This is a genomic window from Mesotoga sp. UBA5825 (assembly GCF_002432955.1).
In the GTDB taxonomy this organism is placed as follows: Bacteria; Thermotogota; Thermotogae; order Petrotogales; family Kosmotogaceae; genus Mesotoga.
This window is the reverse complement of record NZ_DJHG01000070.1, coordinates 16,829-32,114: the sequence shown is the minus strand read 5'-3', so window position 1 is coordinate 32,114 and position 15,286 is coordinate 16,829. Positions and strand designations below refer to the sequence as shown.

Below are 15,286 nucleotides of genomic sequence, written 5' to 3'. Positions count from 1 at the left end.
TTCCAGACTCAAAGGTTACGAATTGTTGGTTCTCCTTTATTCGACGAGAGCAGAGGTCTTTGGTCACCCCCAGGGGAGTAAGACAAGTAAGTGAGGAATAGTAGACAAACAAGGGATGAATATGGTTGTGACCGAAGATGAAAGCTATTTTTCATTCCGTTTATTTCATAATGCTACTGTACCATCATGGCGATCAGCACGGTTTGTCTGGAAGGAGGATACCCCTGAACCTCAAAAAGTTGAAATATCTCTCGCTTTCGATCATTTGCCTTTGCTTTGTCTTCCTCATGGCCGGCCGGGTAGGGGTTGCCGGTGTTGTCCCATCAGCCTACGATTTGAGGAATGTCGATGGCAGATGCTATATGACTCCGGTAAAGTCACAATGCGTGCCCGGTCAATGGTGGAATTCGGTCGGCCTACGTCTTGACTTGTAACATACCGAAGTAGTATATTTGGTTAAGCTAATTCAGCGAGGGATTATTATGGTTGTCAATCAATTTCTTAATAAACTGAATATGTTCTGGTGGTGGAGCTGCCCCTTCGGTGGGGGTTAGCCTTTCGCTACTAGGGTAAACCCATATTGAAGGGGCTCTCATTGTTGAGAGCCCCTTTACTTTTGAGGAGGTATATTGGCATGAAGAAAAGAATTATTGTGAATTTGAAGTCGGAGGAGCTTCCACGAAGCTGGTATAACATAAAGGCTGACTTACCATTCAAGATGGATCCGCCTTTGAATCCGGCAACCAATGAGGTGATCGATCCTGCAGATATGATGGCGATCTTCGCGAAGTCGATTGTTGAGCAGGAAATGAGTGAAGAAAGGTTCGTCCCTATTCCTGAGCCCGTTCTGGATGAGTATGTGGTATTCCGCCCCAGTCCACTTATAAGGGCGACCTTTCTCGAGGAGTATCTCAACACTCCAGCGAGGATATACTACAAGTATGAAGGCAACTCCCCGACCGGAAGTCACAAAACGAATACGGCAATAGCGCAGGCTTATTACAACAAGGCCGATGGAATAACCGAGCTAACTACTGAAACGGGGGCCGGACAGTGGGGTAGCGCCCTCTCGTATGCGGGCAGGAAATTCGGTTTGACGGTAAGAGTCTTCATGGTGAGAAACAGTTTCCAGTCGAAGCCAATGAGACAGCACATGATGAGAATGTTTAATGGAGAGGTTGAGCCGAGCCCTGGTGAACACACCGAAAGCGGAAGGAAGTTCCTCAAAGACAGGAAGAATTTCTCAGGTTCCTTGGGAATGGCAATTAGCGAGGCTATCGAAATCGTTCTGAATTCTAAGACGAAAAAGTACTCTCTCGGAAGTGTTCTCGATCACGTTCTTCTTCATCAGACAGTGATTGGTCTGGAAATTGAAAAGCAGCTGGAGATCCTTGGCGAAAAGCCTTCATCGATTCTTGGCTGTCACGGTGGCGGGTCAAACTTCGGCGGATCAATCTTGCCGTTTGTGAAGAGGGTATTCGAAGGAGAGGAAATTGAGTTCGTTGCCTGCGAGCCAGAATCATGTCCTACGCTTTCTAAAGGCGAGTATCGGTACGACAGCGGAGACACTGCTGGATTCACGCCGCTGCTGAAGATGTATACGCTTGGGAGAGAGTTTGTTCCACCCGCAATTCATGCCGGTGGTCTCAGATATCACGGTGCGGCTCCTCTCGTGTCGCGATTAGTGAAAGAAGGCATTGTCACTCCGGAAGCTTTCCCTCAAGAAGAGACTTTCAAAGCAGGTCTTCTCTTCGCTACAACGGAGGGTATTGTTCCCGCACCGGAGTCAACCCATGCAATTGCAGGTGCTGTTCGAAGAGCAATTGAGGCAAGGAAAAACAGAGAAGAGAAGGTTATTGTGTTCACTCTGAGCGGGAATGGCGTTCTAGACCTCTCTTCTTACACTAGCACAATCGAGGCGCATAAGGACGTGCTCAACTTCGACAACCTGCGCCCATAAGGCATTGTAGAGCATTGACTTGTTGAAATCCTTTTCGTCAAACGGTTTCAGATGATTCTATGTTGCAGAAGTCAATTAGAAAATGTTAGAATTTGGTTGTGATCTGAATTCTAGCTAGGGGGTGTACCTGTGAATAAGAAAGAACTTATCGCTGTTCTTGCACAAAGAACTGGAGCAACCAAGAAACTTGTCGGAGACGTAGTTGATAGCTTTATCGGCGTGGTAGGGGAAGAACTCTCAAAGAACCAGGAAGTTAAGCTAATAGGTTTCGGAACGTTTGAAGTTACCATGCGAAAGCCCAGGATGGGTGTCAACCCGAGAACGAAGGAAGCTATCGAGATTCCTGGCGGGAAGGTTCCGAAATTCAGACCTGGCAAAGAGCTAAAAGAGAAAGTTCAGTAATAATTGTCCTGCCGATAAGAGATGAAAGTGGAGCTTAGTCTCCACTTTTTTCACTAGCCCATCTCGTTACGGCTTCAACCGCCTTACTGTTTTTCAAGACAGAGCGGAGGTCATCTTCAGAGGCCTTTGAGATTCCTTTGATGCTTCCAAAGGCCTTCAAGAGTGCCTTCTTTCTTTTGGGTCCTATTCCTGGAATATCATCTATCTTCGAAGTTAGAAATCTCCTCTCCCTCAGAACTCTGTGATAGTTAATTGCGAATCGATGCGCCTCATTGTCTATAGAGATGATCATTCTCAACACCGGATGTTCTTCTTTGAGTCTTACTCTGTCGCGATTATCAAGAAACACAAGCTCGTTGAACTCCTTTGCGAGTCCAACTATCTCGTATTCTTCGATCCCTATCTCTGCAAATGCCTTCTCAACTGCTCTCAACTGAGGTTCTCCTCCGTCTATAAGCAGAAGATCGGGGAGAGGGTACTTTGTGTATCGCCGTTTGACTACGGTTGCCATTGCTTCGAAATCATTTGGTTCTTCAAGCTCGCTTATTCTGTACCTTCTGTACTCCGACTTGTTCGGCTTACCGTTATCGAAAACTACTACTGAAGCGACTGTGTAGAGACCTTGTGTATGAGAGATATCGATCCCCTCGATTCTCGAGGGAAATCTCTTCAGTCCAAGTATCTGCTGAGCCTGTCGCAGCGAATGAGCCGCATTAAGTCTTATCTTCAGCTCTTCGTCGATATTCTTGAAGGCGATACTCAGAAGTCTCTCTTCCTGCTCATCACGGGGATCTCCAATGTAATCAAAATCTCTTCTGAATTGCCTCACATCTTTTTTCTTCAGACCGGTTACGATTAAAGACTTTGGAATTCTGTTCTTCTTGGCGTAGTAAAACTGGGTAATGAAATCCATAGGAGTACCATCCGGGAAGTCGAAAACCAGCTTTCCCAAGAGCATTCCTCCCCTTACCTGCAGCAGGGCAGCGAGCCCGGCCGAAACGGCCAATATGTCTGCCTTCAAATCTAGCGGGGCTTCAACCCCCTGAAAGGCGTAAAGGTCATCCATCGACGACAGAATGTCCCTTATTTCTGCCGCCCTTTCGAACTGAAGAGCCTCCGACAATACAGTCATCCTCTTGAGGAGAGCTTCTCTAACTTTTATCGTGTCCCCTTCAAGGAATTCGGTTAGCGCAGAAAGCTGCTCTTGATACTCTTCAGGAGAGACCTTTTCAACGCAAGGTGCCGAACACATTTTCAGATGATATAGAAAGCAGGGTCTCTTTATCCTGCCGAGATCATATGTGCATGTGCGAATCTTGAAGACTTTCTGTAGGAATTCGAGTAGCTTTCTGACAAGTCCGGCGCTCGTGTATGGACCAAAATAAGTGCCTTCGAGCTCCTTTGTTCGCGTGATCGCAATATAAGGATACTCCTCAGCGGATATGTATATGTATGGATAAGTACGCGAATCCTTCAGGAATACATTGTACTTCGGCTTTTTACTGAAGATTAGGTTGGCCTCGAGAAGCAGAGCCTCTCTTTCGGATGTGACCATTATGAAGTCCAGATCCTCCGACTCTTCGGCGATGCGTCTGGCCTTTTCGTTCTGAGACCACGTCGACTCTCTGAAGTATGAGAGGACTCTCCTCTTCAGCTTCTTTGCCTTTCCTACGTAGATTATTGCATTCTTTTCGTCCTTGAAGATATAAACTCCGGGTTCTTCCGGAAGCTGTGAAGCCTTGTTCAGTATTTGTTCATTCATTTCGGTTCAACAACTCTCTGCAAATGACTCTCTCAGATGAACAACGGGTTCTTTCTAAGAGACTCCATACTTCTCGTCCAATGGGGTTGTTCACACCGCCAAGAAAGTTAGCCAACTGCAGGTGAAGACACTTAACCATTTTCAGATTTCTTATCCCTCCAATACCTCTACCAAGCAGCAGCAACTTCTGCGATTCAGATAGAGTGCACCGACCGAGGATTCTCTTTTTGATCAACGTGGTTTCTTCATGAGCTTTGAGATACTCGTCTGCAAAATCGCCGTCACGTTCGATTCTCTTCTCGAATTCAGTTATCATTCCCCCGCTCTCAAGACGGGAGACTTTCTCCTTCAAGAAGGGGCAGCTCAGCCAGAAAAGCGTCGGGAAGGGCTTTCCATAAGAAATGAGGGAGGACTCAATAACTTGCGGAAATCCCCATTCGCAGACTCTGGCTACTCTGAAGTCGTTCTTCAGTTCTCTCCCTAGTTGAAGAGAGACTATTTTCTTCTCAATTTTATCGCTTTCCAATCTCCGTCTTCCCTGCTGCTCTCTATAAGAAAGGTTCCTTCAATAAGGTTTCCGATCTCACTGAACTTGTCTTTGTAAATTCCCGAGAGGATTACGGTGCCGTGTTCATCTAGAAAACTCTCTAGGTCAAGAACAAATTCTCTCAAAAGCTCTACAATCATATTCGAGACAATTATGTCAAAACGCTCTTCGGGTTTTACAGAGGAGAGAAATTCCGATTGTCTTGCATCTATACACACATCATTTATCCTTGCTGTCTCATTGGTCTTCTCTACCGAGTGCTCGTCTATGTCGAGCGCCACGACCTGTGATGCGCCCTTCTTCGCAGCAATTGCCGAGAGGATACCTGTGCCGCAACCCACGTCAAGAACTCTAGAGCCTCTGACAACGGCTTCAACAAGAAGAGAGGCAGCCAGCTTCGTTGACTCATGAAGGCCAGTGCCAAACGCCATTCCCGGTATAATTCCGATCTTATTCGGATCGACCACTCTTTCCTCTTCCTCAAGAGGAAGGACTTCAACGCTTTTGCAGAGCTCGAACGGTACCAGAGTCTCTTTCCATTTCTCGAACCAATCCTTTTGTTCGGTGAACCCTAGATCGGAGAACTCCATCTTACTTAGGAAGTAAGGTAGTTCCTCCCCTTCTTCAAGAAGTACATGCAGAGCAATTCCAGAGTCGACGGTCTTCTCGAAGAAGAGATTAGAGAATCCTTCATTCCAGCTGATTCCCTCAATCAAGTCGCTTTCTTCTTCTGAAACAAAAGAGACTAAATGTCTGTACTTCACTTCTCAGCACCTGCCTTATCGAGCCCTTTACGAAGAGCTTCAAGAGCGTGCTTCGCGGCAAGCTGTTCTGCCGCTTTCTTCGTCCTACCCTCTCCTTCACCGACAATCTTTCCATCCAAGAAAACACCGACTTTGAACCACTTGTCCTGAGGTGGTCCTTCGTCCAGAATCGTTTCATATGATGGTCTAGAACTGAAACGAGCTTGGGTTAACTCCTGAAGTGAGGTCTTGTAATCAAGAATCAACTCGCCGTTGACCGCCTGATCAATATAGTCGCAAAGCTTTGACTGAACAAAACTGACCGAGGCTTCAAATCCACTTGTCAAGAAGACTGCAGCAAGAACTGCCTCAAACGTATCTGCGAGAATAGAATCTCGATCAGACCCACCCATTTGCCTCTCTCCTTTTCCCAGAAAGACGAAGTCTCCTATCCTCATGAATCTTGCGACATCGGAAAGTACTTTTTCGCTTCCAACCATCGCCCTGATTTTCGACATGTCGCCTTCGGACAATGAGTATTCATCAAACAGCGTTTTCGCAAGTGACAGTTCAAGAACCGCATCTCCGAGAAACTCCATCCTTTCGTTTGACTCCAGAATCCTCTCTCCGTTCTGCGCGAGCTCGTTGGTGAACGAGGAATGGCAGAGAGCCCTGAAAGCGAGCTCTCTGTTTGCTTCAATTCCGTTTATTCTGCAAAACTCATTTACTTGCTTTTCTTCCTCGACGCTTAGCATTACCGGGCAATTCTCCTGATCTTCTCAACCATTTTGCCGCTCGAAAGACCGCAGAGATCGAATAGCAGCTCATTATCACCGGAGAACATATATCTCTCTACACCAAGCTTCTCAAATCTCTCAGGCATTATCTTCGAGTCGATCAAATAGTCCGATAGAATCGTGCCTAATCCACTCTCCACATTGTGATCTTCTGCGGTTATAACGACTTTGGACAAGTGTTCTTTGACGCTATCGAAATCCGCTTCTAGAGGGCAGCTGACGTTAAGAACCGTGACTTCTATTCCCTCTGACCTGAGCTTATCTGCAGCCTCAACGGCCTTATGGGTTACCTGACCGGTCGTAACTATGGTTACACCCTTTCCCTTCCTGACAACATCGACCTTGCCATATTCAAACTTGTATCCATCGCCGAAGAAAGCTCTTCCACTCTCATCGGAAATTGGATTCATAGTAGATCTTCCCATTGCGATGACGAAGTTTCCTTCAGTCGCGCTCACATACCTTACAGCTTTGTCCGTCTGATTTGGATCTGCCGGTACGATCAGCTTGAAGCCAAATAGATTCCTCAAGGCCCCAATGTAATCAATACAGTGGTGAGTCTTTCCATCTTCTCCCACGTCTATTCCCACATGGGTCACCCCAACTTTGACGTTTGCTTTGTTTATGTCGTTCAGCCGTTGCTGATTGTAGGTTTCATCGATTCCAAAGACTCCAAAGTCTGCAAAGAAAGTAAGCACACCACATACGGACGCAGCACCGGCAACCGTTGCCGCATTATGTTCCTGAACTCCAATCTGAACGAAGTTCTCCGGCCAGACCTTCTCGAACTCGTTTACCTTCGTTGAGGGTTTCAAATCACAATCAACAACCATCATCGGAACTTTTCCCTTGTTCAGCTTTCCAATATCTGCGAGAGCCCTTCCAAAGGCCGATCTGTTGTCGGTCTTCTTGTCAACAGGATAAACTATCGAATCTCCCGTGACCGGTCTTACCACTTCGTCTATGGGGCGCACATGTTCATGATAAGAAGGAAGCTCCTTCCTCATTTCGACATATCTTTCGATATCACTTTCAAGGCCAAGCTCGGCAAGCGCAGAGGCGGCCTTCTCCATATCCAGAGGTTTGCCGTGATACGAAACATCACCCTCCATGAAGGAAACACCTTTTCCCATAACTGTTCTGCCAATTATGACTGCGGGGATTTTTGAATCGAACGCTTCCACGAGAGCTTCATTGAGCTCGGCATAGTCGTGGCCGTCGACCTCTATAACCTTCCATCCATCAGCAAGATAGTTTGCCTTAATGTCCACGTACATTATGTCGCTCGCTTTTCCGGAGATCTGAGCATCATTGTAGTCGACAACAACAACAAGGTTATTGAGCTCGTATTTCTTGGCCGTTCTTCTTGCCTCCGCCACCTGACCTTTTGCCTGTTCGGCATCACTCATGGCTACTATCACCCTGTTGTTTTTCCCTCTGATTTTCGAAGCAAGGGCCATGCCAACACCTACGGACAACCCCTGCCCAAGATTTCCTGTAGTCCATTCTACGCCAGGAATCCCTCTTGTGATGTGACCCTCGAATATCGATCCGGGATGCCTGAATCCGGCAATTGCCTCGTCAATGTCTATAAAACCCAATCTCCCAAGTGTCGCATATACCCCGGGAGATGTATGACCGTGGCTTACAACAACCCTATCGCGTTCGGGATCGTAGGGGTTCTTCGGATCTTTCTCTGCAAAATCATAAACGGATAGGAATATGTCTATCGATGACATTGAACCGCCCGGATGACCGGAATTTGCAACTGTGGTCATCTTTATGATGTCTCCCCTGCACACTCTTCCAAGGTTTTCTAGTCTCTTAATCTCATCTTTCGTCAGCAAACGCGCCATATCCAACCTCCATTCACACTTCAACCGTCAATCGAAATATCCTCGTCTCTATTCTTTATTAGCTCATCGGGATTTGTGTCCTGAATAATAGATCTCTGGCTCATTCTAAAGTCATCAAACTGAACCTTGAGCATCTGGCCGTCATCTGCAACCAGGGTGATCACTTTCATGAAGATGTTCACCGTCAGAACCTTGCAAGTCTTTCCTTCATAGTCGACAAGAGATCCTTCATCAGGGATATCCAATAACTCATTTTCATAGAGCTCCTGTTCATAGGATAGACAGCAAAGCAGTCTTCCGCACCTACCGGATATCTTTGCAGGGTTTATCAGCAATTGCTGCTTCTTCGCATGCTTGAGCGTTATACTCTCAAACTGTCTCAAGAAGCGGGCGCAGCAAGCTGTCATGCCGCACAACCCGAGGCTGCCGGTCATTTTAACTTCATCTCTTATTCCAACTTGCCTGAGCTCTATCCTCGTTCTGAATGCCCTGGCAAGATCCTTCACCAACTCTCTGAAATCGACCCTGCTGTCGGCACCAAAATAGAAGACTATTCTTGAGCGATCAAACATATATCTCGCCTCGAGCAATCTCATAGGAAGCGAGTGCTTTTTTATCAGCTCCTGGCAGGTATTCATAGCAGCTTCGGCCTCTTCCTTGTTCTTTGCATGAGTCTCCCAGTCTTCATCAGTCATTACCCTAACGATCGGTTTCAGCTCTTCCTTTGAGTCATCTATACGAATCTCAACTGGTCCATACATGACCTTACCCACATCCAGTCCGAACTCACTCATTGCAAGCACACGATCTCCCTGCTTTAGGAGCTGTTCACTAGATGTGTACTGATAAAGCTTGCCAACAGAATGAAACTCGACTCCATATACAGTTCCATATATTTCAGGCATCTTAATTACCTCCGTTTTCTCTTCTTACGAGGCTCCTCGAAACCGAGTACAGAGCTCTGAATGAAACGAGATTCGAGTTCTGAGATGAGGTCCTCTGTCTAAGGAACCTGTCACACCAAGCAAAATCTGCCAGGATCTCCTTTCCCGGCACGAAACTCACTAGCCATTCTATCAGATCGAGGTTTACAACAGAGTTACTGGAAGTATCTGCCGATAGAATTACTACATCTCTCAGTATGCTTCTGGCTACTTCAACGAGCTCACGCGATCTTTCAAATGAGCCCTGCCCAATGAATAGAGGCGAGATTTCTCTGAAGGTTGTGAAGAATTTGTCAGATTCTACGATGCTTCTGCAGAGAGCAGCAAATGCTCTTCTTCGTCTAACAATATCTATCGGCTCGTTAACTTCACTCTCAGACAGTACAGAAACCAGTCCGTTGAGGTCTGAAGGAACCTCCATCGAACCCCAGTCTATGGACTCGACTTCCTGATCAAGAAAGAACCGAAGAACAGAGAAGTTCTGTCGCGCACATGCGTAGATTCTCGATACGCTATTCCCATACTTATCTCTCAATTTACCTATCAGTTCTTCAGGAACATCAACAACGACAGAGACCGTTCTGCTCCTTACTGTGGGAAGAAGAGACTGCCATGAAGTAGTGGTCATTATCAGCGTTGCAAAACAGGGAGGCTCTTCGAGTATTTTTAGGAAGGCATTTGCACTCTCATCTGTCATCTTTTCACATTGATGGACCAATACATACTTTCTCTTGCCTCCCGAAGGCTTGTGGAGCATCATCTCTTCAATATCCCGCACTCTGTCAATTCCGATGTTCCCTTTCTCAGGCTCTATAAGAAGAAAATCTTCAATATATCTCTTTCTGTTCCATTTTGGATCGGACTCGACCAATGACAAAGCCGAAGTCTTCAAGTATTCGCTGTCTCTGCCTACCAAAGTCACGCTTATTCCCGAATTTCGAGCCAAGAATCGGGCAAGTCTGTCGCTAACTACTCCGTTGAACCACTCCATGTTTTAATTATAGCAATGAATGACGAATTTGATTGGAGGGAAGTATTATGGAGAGAACATTTGCTTATCTGAAGCCAAACGCTATTCAGCGAGGCCTCGTAGGAGAGATAATCAGAAGAATCGAGGAAAAAGGTCTTAAGATATTAGCTCTCAAAATGCTTATGATTTCAGAGTCTAAAGCTAGAGAACTATACAGGGAGCATGCCGGGAAAGACTTCTACGAACCTTTGCTCGGTTTCATACAATCTGGCCCAGTTGTGGCAATAGTTCTTGAAGGTGAGGATGCCGTTCAGAGATTGAGAATCCTCATCGGGAAAACCGATCCGGTCCAGGCAGACCCGGGAAGTATTCGTGGAAGGTTCGGCGTCTCCGTCAGAAAGAACCTCATCCACGCTTCAGACAGTATTGAAAGTGCAATTCGCGAAACGAATATCTTCTTTGACAAAACTGAGATTCTTGACTATTCTCTGTTGATTGAAGGGCAGCTCTGATGCTAATTGCGCAAATAAAAAAAGGAAAGGAAGGAAAGGTGTTGAATTCTTACCCGTGGATCTTCAAAGATGAAATCCTCTCTCTTGAAGGCTCTGCAGATAGAGTAAGCGAAGTCAATGTCTTCTCTTCTACTTACGAGTTCCTGGGGAAAGGCTTCTTCAACCCTGGTTCAACGAGGTCGATAATGGTTCTAACTAATCATGATGAAGAACTGGGAGAGGCTTTCTTCAGAAAGCTTCTGAATAAATCCTTGCAGAAAAGAGACAGGCTGTTCGATACACCTTACTACAGGCTAATCCATGGCGAGGGGGATAGACTTCCTGGACTTGTAGTTGACAGATACGGCGATTTTTTAGCAGTGCAGTTCAGAAATCTGATCATGCAGGAAAGAAAGCAAATGATCGTCACCCTTCTTTCAGATCTTCTGAGCCCGATGGGAATCTACGAACGCAGCGACTTTGAGATGGGTGTGGACGACAGAATTGAGAGAAACACCGGCCTGCTTTGCGGGAAGGTACCGGACTCAATCGAAATTGAGGAAAACGGCCTAAGATTTCTTGTAGATGTCAAGAACAGCCAGAAGACCGGATTCTTCTTTGACCAAAGAGACTCCAGAGCATTCTGCAGAAAGATTACTAAGGAGCTGTCGCTTCAAAAGGGGCTAGATCTCTTCTCTTTTACGGGCGGCTTTGGACTCAACATGGCATTCTCCGGAGCAGAGGCGATTTGTGTCGACAAGTCGGAAGAAGATCTAGAAAGGGCAAGACTGAACTCCGTAGTGAACAAGGTGGATAACCGGCTGCAGTTAGTCCAGAGCGATGTTCTTGCCTTCCTTAATGAATTTGAAAAGAATGACTATTTTGATATAGTAGTATTGGATCCGCCATCCTTTGTTAAGCATAAGAAAGAGCTTCCGCATGGAATTTCACTTTTCAGAAAGCTAGTAGAGAGCACGCTACCGTTAATGAAGGATGGGGGAATCCTCGGCCTCTGCACTTGCGCCTACAATATTGGGATTGAGCATCTAGTAGAGTCTGTAAGAAGATCAACAGAAAGAAGAGGCTTGAGGTTTTCGCATTTGGCGATCACTCTGCAGTCACCTGATCATCCGTGGCTTTTGGAGGTTCCTGAAAGCCTTTATTTGAAGTGTCTGTGGGGCTTCGTAGAGAAGGAGTGAGTTTTTTGCCCGGCTTCTGGACTCATATCATGTATGGAAAAGATGTTCTGGAAGAAATAGGACTCGATCTTGAAGCCGACAAAAGAGAGGAGTTCAATCTTGGGTGCCTCTTTACTGATCCTGGACAGTATTGCTCAAGAGAAGATCCGGAGTTTTCTCTCTGGAGATTTTCTCATACGCTGAGATGTGATGATTTTGCCGAAGAGGTCTGCAGAAGAGCCGAAGAGATCTCTCGCTTCTACTCTCTCGGGGTGATATGCCATTACTTTCTCGATGCAACCGTTAATCATTATATTGTCGCCCGTGCGGGAAATGGATATAAGTATCGGCAGCTTGAGACAATGATAGACAAAGTAATACTGAAGAACAGAGTAGAGGCAGTTATTCTTGACCTTGATCCGACTGCCGAGTTTTCCAAGTCTCTACCTGAAGCTCTAGAAGATCTTTACAGAGCGATTGCTGAGGAGTACTACGGAGTGAAAGGTTGTTCTATCCAGAAGGCAATAAACTCTATGAACGAGTATTTCGCGGGGATATACGGTCGTTCCAGACTGGGCATCATTCTCAAGAGATTCAGCATCAAGGAAGGCTCTCCGGAAGAGGCTTTTTTCAAAGACACTCATACAGATCCGCTGAATCTGGAAATGAAACCTTGGTTTCACAGTATAGCTGGATGGGAGAGTAAAAAGACCTTTGAAGAACTTTACAGCGATGCCTTCGACAAGGCTGTCCATTTTATGCAGAGTTATCTGGACGGCGTAGGCGAGTTGTCTTTACCCGGGGTCTCTCTCATGACCAATTTACCATTAATGGAGTACTGACTAACAAATTCGAGATGAAGGGAGGAAGATCGCATCCAGATCTGGAATGCGGTGATCATATGAAAGTTCTCGGAATAATCCTGGCAGGTGGACGAGGTGAGTACTTGAGTTCCCTTACGCAAGTTCGTACAAGTGCCGCACTACCGGTTTTCGGAAAGTACAGGTCCATCGATTTCACGCTCAGTAATATGATCAATGCCGGGGTATCGAAGGTTGGCATTATTACTCAATACAGCCCTAGAAGCCTAATGGACCACATAGGTTCCGGTAAAGAATGGGATCTTGACAGGAAACAGGGCGGTCTTTTCATTCTGCAGCCTTACTACTCACCGTATAATCCTTCCATGGGATACAAGGGAACTGCAGATGCTCTGTTCCAGAACATAGACATACTTCGGAGAGGGAACGAAGACTCGGTACTGATTGGTTCTGGAGATCATATTTTCAAGACTGACCTTACCAAGATATTCAGGTATCATCTCGATACGGTGGCCGACATAACCGTCCTAACAGGAAACAAGAATGGTGAATGTGGTATGAAAGGTATGGATAGAGTCATATGCAAGAACGGAAGAGTAATAAAGTGGATAGAGAAGGAAAATGCCTCTGAGAACCCTGATGAGGGAGACTGCGTTGCTCTTGGTGTTTACTTCGTAAACAAGTTCCTCTTGCGAGAACTTCTCTACTCAGCGGTTCCCAACGGCTATAACGAGCTTGTTAAGGGTATTATCTCTCCTAATCTCTCTTCGCTAAATGTTAGAGAGTACAGATACAACGGGTATTGGCGGGATATCAAGCAGAGCAAGAAATGCTATTTCAAGACAAATCTCGATATCCTGGATCCTCAGATCAGACGAGAGTTGTTTTACGAGAACGGTAGAGTATTTACGAAACTAAAGGATCTTCCACCTCCGAAGATCACCGGAACGGCATCTATGAACAACTCAGTCATTGCAGATGGATGCGTAATTGGAGGAAGAATCGAAGATTCAGTCTTGTTCAGAGATACTAGAGTTATGGCAGGGGCAACCGTTAAGAACTCAGTTCTCCTTGAGGGCTGCCTCGTCGAAGAAGGCGCTTACATAGAAAACGTAATTATGGACAAGTACTGCACAGTTAGGCTTGGGAGAAGTTTCGTTGGTGAGAGCGAAGAGCCCACAGTGATCGAAAAACACGGCGTAATATAGGGCGGGTGATTGTATGGCCAAAAAAGTAGTAGCATTGATTCTAGCTGGCGGACAGGGTACAAGACTGGGATTACTAACCGATGAGGTTGCAAAACCGGCGGTGCCTTTTGGAGGCAAGTACAGGATAATCGACTTTGCACTTAGTAACTGCGTGAATTCTGGAATCTACGCAGTTGGTGTGCTTACTCAATACAGGCCTCACATTCTCTCCAGGCATATCGGAATAGGTCGTCCCTGGGATCTTGACAGAAAGGATGGGGGGGTAGTCATTCTCCCGCCGTTCATCGCTCAGGGAGATTCAAACTGGTATAAGGGAACGGCAAATGCCGTATTCCAGAATATTGATTTTGTCGATGATTACGACCCAGAAATTGTTGTAGTCCTTTCTGGCGACCACATCTACTCTATGGATTACAACGAAATGATCGATTATCATCTCTCGAAAGGTGCCACGGGAACAGTAGCATGTATGCGTGTTCCGCTGTCTGAAGCTAATAGATTCGGCATGATGATAACGGATTTTGAAAACAAAATAGTCGACTTTCAGGAGAAGCCTGAACAACCGAAGTCGGATCTTGCCTCTCTTGGGATTTACGTCTTTGACTGGAAGTTCCTTAGAGAAAGGTTAATCGAAGATGAAAAGGATCCCGAGAGTGACAATGATTTCGGGAAGAACATCTTGCCGAAGATCGTACATGATAACGCTGGAAGGCTTTTCGCTTTCGTCTTCGAAGGATACTGGAGAGACGTCGGTACGATCGAATCTCTCTGGGAAGCAAACATAGAGCTAACACGGCCTATTCCTCCACTGAACCTCCACGATCCTTCCTGGAGGTTTTACACCCAAACGGAAGAGTATCTCCCTGCTTACGTCGGAACCAGTTCTCATGTCAGAAACTCCCTGATTAACGAAGGGGCAGAGATTTACGGTCGAGTAGAGAATTCAGTTATCTTCCAAGGCGTGCAGATCGGAGAAGGTTCGGTTGTTAAGAATTCTGTGATTATGACAAACTCCAAAATTGGAAGCAATGTGGTCATAGACAAGGGGATAATTGGAGAGAGAACGACAGTTAGAGATGGGGTGGTTGTTGGTTATGGAGACGAAGTGCCACACGAATCTCAACCACACATATATGATTCGGGTATTGTCGTTGTCGGATCGGACGTAATCATTCCCGAGAATCTTAAGATAGGTAGAAACAGCGCAGTTCTCAATCACGTTAAAGAGGAGGACTTCGAGGGAGATGTGGCTGGCGGCAAGACCATCTCGCCCAGAGAATAAAGGCAAAGGAGTAGCTTATTTTTCGTTGTTGATAGCTATACTGATAATCTGTACGACAATTGTTACATCGCTTGTTCCCCTAGAGACAATAATGAATGCGAGGCGCCTTGGTTCTTGGTATTTCAGACTGGCTCTCACTGTGAAATCGTTGTATCTTGCAGAGCCGGCCGAAACGGAACTCAACGGTTTCCTGGTTACAAAAAGCTCAAGAACTGTCTCTTCAAACTGCGCAGAAATAGAAATAATCAATTACCATATAAGTGAAGGAGATAGGCACTTCGATTTCGAGTTAATTGGAGAAATCACCGATATTCTATAAGGAGGT

15 protein-coding genes are annotated in these 15,286 nt (G+C 46.0%); 8 read left to right on the top strand and 7 right to left on the bottom strand.

Annotated features, from left to right (window positions below; genetic code table 11):
• Positions 1-634: 634 nt before the first annotated feature.
• Both B3N33_RS07145 and B3N33_RS07140 read left to right on the top strand, forming a co-directional pair.
• Entirely contained in the window at positions 635-1,960 is a 1,326-nt protein-coding gene (locus tag B3N33_RS07145; RefSeq protein WP_292592719.1) for a TrpB-like pyridoxal phosphate-dependent enzyme, read from the top strand.
• A gap of 129 nt (positions 1,961-2,089) precedes the next feature.
• Complete coding sequence (locus B3N33_RS07140; RefSeq protein WP_099829322.1) at positions 2,090-2,362, top strand: HU family DNA-binding protein; 273 nt, start codon at positions 2,090-2,092, stop codon at positions 2,360-2,362.
• A 34-nt stretch (positions 2,363-2,396) separates the two neighbouring features.
• On the opposite strand, the gene uvrC is transcribed toward B3N33_RS07140, so the two are convergent.
• Genes uvrC through B3N33_RS07105 form a run of 7 tightly spaced genes read right to left on the bottom strand, consistent with a single transcriptional unit; the run spans position 2,397 to position 10,002 of the window.
• The gene (gene uvrC, locus B3N33_RS07135) at positions 2,397-4,124 is read right to left on the bottom strand and encodes an excinuclease ABC subunit UvrC (RefSeq protein ID WP_214079400.1); all 1,728 of its coding nucleotides are present in this window, start codon (positions 4,122-4,124) and stop codon (positions 2,397-2,399) included.
• Complete coding sequence (locus tag B3N33_RS07130; RefSeq protein ID WP_214079401.1) at positions 4,117-4,650, bottom strand: DUF501 domain-containing protein; 534 nt, start codon at positions 4,648-4,650, stop codon at positions 4,117-4,119. The genes uvrC and B3N33_RS07130 overlap by 8 nt, the downstream gene beginning before the upstream one ends.
• Positions 4,620-5,435: a 50S ribosomal protein L11 methyltransferase gene (locus B3N33_RS07125; protein ID WP_214079402.1), complete on the bottom strand. Its 816-nt coding sequence runs from the start codon at positions 5,433-5,435 to the stop codon at positions 4,620-4,622. Before B3N33_RS07125 ends, B3N33_RS07130 begins: the two co-directional genes overlap by 31 nt.
• Positions 5,432-6,169 (bottom strand): ribonuclease III, encoded by a 738-nt coding sequence (rnc, locus tag B3N33_RS07120; RefSeq protein ID WP_099829326.1) that lies wholly within the window; start codon positions 6,167-6,169, stop codon positions 5,432-5,434. Before rnc ends, B3N33_RS07125 begins: the two co-directional genes overlap by 4 nt.
• Positions 6,169-8,067, bottom strand: a complete 1,899-nt coding sequence (locus B3N33_RS07115) for a transketolase (protein WP_214079403.1) — start codon at positions 8,065-8,067, stop codon at positions 6,169-6,171. The genes rnc and B3N33_RS07115 overlap by 1 nt, the downstream gene beginning before the upstream one ends.
• Before the next feature lie 20 nt (positions 8,068-8,087).
• Positions 8,088-8,972, bottom strand: a complete 885-nt coding sequence (locus B3N33_RS07110; protein WP_214079404.1) for a PSP1 domain-containing protein — start codon at positions 8,970-8,972, stop codon at positions 8,088-8,090.
• Position 8,973: 1 nt separating this feature from the next.
• The gene (locus tag B3N33_RS07105) at positions 8,974-10,002 is read right to left on the bottom strand and encodes a hypothetical protein (RefSeq protein WP_214079405.1); all 1,029 of its coding nucleotides are present in this window, start codon (positions 10,000-10,002) and stop codon (positions 8,974-8,976) included.
• Positions 10,003-10,049: 47 nt separating this feature from the next.
• Between B3N33_RS07105 and ndk the strand changes: the two genes are divergently transcribed.
• The 6 genes from ndk to B3N33_RS07075 are packed head-to-tail and all read left to right on the top strand — an operon-like array spanning position 10,050 to position 15,280.
• Positions 10,050-10,493 (top strand): nucleoside-diphosphate kinase, encoded by a 444-nt coding sequence (gene ndk / locus B3N33_RS07100; RefSeq protein WP_099829330.1) that lies wholly within the window; start codon positions 10,050-10,052, stop codon positions 10,491-10,493.
• The gene (locus B3N33_RS07095) at positions 10,493-11,671 is read left to right on the top strand and encodes a class I SAM-dependent rRNA methyltransferase (protein WP_112109498.1); all 1,179 of its coding nucleotides are present in this window, start codon (positions 10,493-10,495) and stop codon (positions 11,669-11,671) included. Before ndk ends, B3N33_RS07095 begins: the two co-directional genes overlap by 1 nt.
• A gap of 5 nt (positions 11,672-11,676) precedes the next feature.
• The gene (locus B3N33_RS07090; protein WP_102818946.1) at positions 11,677-12,492 is read left to right on the top strand and encodes a zinc dependent phospholipase C family protein; all 816 of its coding nucleotides are present in this window, start codon (positions 11,677-11,679) and stop codon (positions 12,490-12,492) included.
• A gap of 59 nt (positions 12,493-12,551) precedes the next feature.
• A complete protein-coding gene (gene glgD, locus B3N33_RS07085) occupies positions 12,552-13,679 on the top strand; it encodes a glucose-1-phosphate adenylyltransferase subunit GlgD (protein WP_102818945.1) in 1,128 nt (375 codons plus the stop codon).
• Positions 13,680-13,692: 13 nt separating this feature from the next.
• Entirely contained in the window at positions 13,693-14,961 is a 1,269-nt protein-coding gene (locus B3N33_RS07080; protein WP_292588145.1) for a glucose-1-phosphate adenylyltransferase, read from the top strand.
• Complete coding sequence (locus B3N33_RS07075; protein ID WP_292588143.1) at positions 14,924-15,280, top strand: hypothetical protein; 357 nt, start codon at positions 14,924-14,926, stop codon at positions 15,278-15,280. The genes B3N33_RS07080 and B3N33_RS07075 overlap by 38 nt, the downstream gene beginning before the upstream one ends.
• The last annotated feature ends 6 nt before the right edge of the window (positions 15,281-15,286 follow it).

Excerpts from the sequence above, each read along its gene's own strand:
- B3N33_RS07145 (WP_292592719.1), top strand. The coding sequence starts at position 635 with ATGAAGAAAAGAATTATTGTGAATTTGAAGTCGGAGGAGCTTCCACGA.
- uvrC (WP_214079400.1), bottom strand. The coding sequence starts at position 4,124 with ATGAATGAACAAATACTGAACAAGGCTTCACAGCTTCCGGAAGAACCC.
- rnc (WP_099829326.1), bottom strand. The coding sequence starts at position 6,169 with ATGCTAAGCGTCGAGGAAGAAAAGCAAGTAAATGAGTTTTGCAGAATA.
- B3N33_RS07115 (WP_214079403.1), bottom strand. The coding sequence starts at position 8,067 with ATGGCGCGTTTGCTGACGAAAGATGAGATTAAGAGACTAGAAAACCTT.
- B3N33_RS07110 (WP_214079404.1), bottom strand. The coding sequence starts at position 8,972 with ATGCCTGAAATATATGGAACTGTATATGGAGTCGAGTTTCATTCTGTT.
- B3N33_RS07105 (WP_214079405.1), bottom strand. The coding sequence starts at position 10,002 with ATGGAGTGGTTCAACGGAGTAGTTAGCGACAGACTTGCCCGATTCTTG.
- ndk (WP_099829330.1), top strand. The coding sequence starts at position 10,050 with ATGGAGAGAACATTTGCTTATCTGAAGCCAAACGCTATTCAGCGAGGC.
- B3N33_RS07095 (WP_112109498.1), top strand. The coding sequence starts at position 10,493 with ATGCTAATTGCGCAAATAAAAAAAGGAAAGGAAGGAAAGGTGTTGAAT.
- glgD (WP_102818945.1), top strand. The coding sequence starts at position 12,552 with ATGAAAGTTCTCGGAATAATCCTGGCAGGTGGACGAGGTGAGTACTTG.
- B3N33_RS07080 (WP_292588145.1), top strand. The coding sequence starts at position 13,693 with ATGGCCAAAAAAGTAGTAGCATTGATTCTAGCTGGCGGACAGGGTACA.
- B3N33_RS07075 (WP_292588143.1), top strand. The coding sequence starts at position 14,924 with ATGTGGCTGGCGGCAAGACCATCTCGCCCAGAGAATAAAGGCAAAGGA.